1 protein-coding gene is annotated in these 2214 nt (G+C 71.3%); it reads right to left on the reverse strand.

The annotated features are described in order from the left end of the window. Window positions 1–2214: efflux RND transporter permease subunit (locus MFF30_RS22400; protein ID WP_238282256.1), on the reverse strand; the 2214-nt coding region annotated here is incomplete at both ends.

The raw sequence follows: 2214 nt of genomic DNA on the forward strand, positions 1-2214 counted from the left end.
CCCGCCCCCGGTCCAGCCGGGGCGGGGGCGCCCGCGGCTGGACCGGGGGCGGGTGCCTGCGCCGCCTGGAGGCGGGCGAAGGCGCCCCGGCCGAAACGCAGGACCAGGACGGGGGTGAGCGCCGCGTCGAGGAGGGTGGCGCTGAACAGGCCGCCGAAGATGGTCACGGCGACGGGATGAAGGATCTCCTTGCCGGGCGCCGTGCCGTCGACGAGGAGCGGCACCAGGGCGATGCCGGCGGCGAGCGCCGTCATCAGGACCGGCACCAGCCGCTCGTTGCTGGCCCGCAGCACCAGGGCCGGCCCGAAGGGCAGGCCCTCCGTCAGGCCGAGGTTGAGGATGTGGCTGATCTTCAGGATGCCGTTGCGGGCGACGATGCCGGTGAGCGTCACGAAGCCGATCATCGAGGCCACCGAGAGGGGCAGCCCGGCGATGAAGAGCGCCGCGACGCTGCCGATGAGCGCCAGCGGCACGTTGCCCATGACGATGAGGGCGAGCACGCCGGAGCGGTAGCGGCTCGCCAGCAGGGCGAAGACCAGGGCCAGCGAGACGAGGCTGAGGAGCCCGATGGTGCGGGTCGCCTCCCCTTGCGCCTGGAACGCGCCCTCCAGGCTCGCGGTGATGCCCTGGGGCAGGGCAGTCCGCGCCAGGGTCTCGGCGATGGCGGCGGCCACGGCCGAGCCGTCCGCCCCCGCCTGGGTGTTGGCCTGGACGACCAGCCGCCGCCGCCCGTTCTCGCGCAGGATCTGGTTGGGACCGTCGCGCTCGGCGATGTCGGCGAGCGCGTGGGCCGGAACCCAGCCGTTGGGCGTCTCGATGAGGAGCTCGCGCAGGGCCGCCACCGAGCGGCCGGATTCGGGCAGCCGCACGGTGACGTCGTAGCGGCGCAGGCCGTCGACCAGGGTGGAGACCACACGCCCGTTGGCCAGCCGGCTCACCGCATCGACCACGGCTCCGGGACTGATGCCGTAGAGGGCTGCGCGGCCGGAATCGACCCGGACCTCGAGCTGCGGGATGCGGACCTGCTTCTCGATGGCGAGATCCGCGATGCCGGGGATTTTTTCGAAGTCCGCTTTGAGAGCGTCGGCGGTTCGGCGCAGGCCGTCGAGATCCTCGCCGAACAGCTTCAGGGCGATTTCGGCCCTGACCCCCGAGAGCATGTGGTCCAGGCGGTGCGAGATCGGCTGGCCGATATTGACCGAGACCGGCAGCACCCCGAGGCGCGATCGCAGATCCGCCACGATCGCCTCGCGCGGGCGCCCGCCCGGCTTCATGCCGATCTCGAGATCGGTGGAGTGGACGCCCTCGGCGTGCTCGTCGAGCTCGGCCCGGCCGGTGCGGCGCCCGACCCGGTCCACCTCCGGGATGTCCAGCACCAGCCTCTCCGCGATGGCGCCGATCCGGCTCGACTCGGCGAGCGAGATGCCCGGCGTGAAGGCGAGGTTGACGGTGAAGGAGCCCTCGTTGAACTGCGGCAGGAAGGCGCGCGGTAGCGTCGTTGCGGCGTAGGCTGCGATCCCGACACCCAGTACGGCAGCCGCCATCACGGCGCGCTGATGCCCGAAGGCGAAGGCCACCAGCCTGGCGTTTCCGGCCTTGAGCCCGCGGATCAGCCGGCCCTCCGGCGCTTCCAGGCCCTTGAGACCGGGCAGCAGCCACGAGGCCAGCGCCGGGGTCAGGGTGAGGGACACGAGGAGGCTCGACAGGATCGCGATGATGTAGGCCTGCCCCAGGGGCGCGAACAGCCGGCCCTCGATGCCCGAGAGGGCGAAGAGCGGCACGAAGACGAGGCAGATGATGATCGTCGCGTAGACGATGCCCGAGCGGACCTCGTTGGAGGCCGCCACGATCACCGCGAAGGACGAGCGGGGCGAGCCCCCATTCAGGTTCTCTTGCCGGTTCTCGCGCAGGCGGCGCAGGATGTTCTCGACATCCACCACCGCGTCGTCGACGAGCTCGCCGATGGCGATGGCGAGGCCGCCGAGCGTCATCGTGTTGATGGACAGCCCGAGCGCGGAGAAGATCGCCGCGGTCGCGAGGATCGAGACGGGAATCGCGGTCAGCGAGATCAGGGTGGTGCGCGCGTTCATCAGGAAGGCGAACAGCACCACCGCCACCACGGCGACGGCCTCCAGCAGCACCGTCACCACGTTGCGGAGCGACGTCTCGATGAAGTCCGCTTGCCGGAACAGGATCTTTTGCGCCGCGATGCCC

This window comes from Methylobacterium goesingense, assembly GCF_022179225.1.
Taxonomy (GTDB): Bacteria; Pseudomonadota; Alphaproteobacteria; order Rhizobiales; family Beijerinckiaceae; genus Methylobacterium; species Methylobacterium goesingense.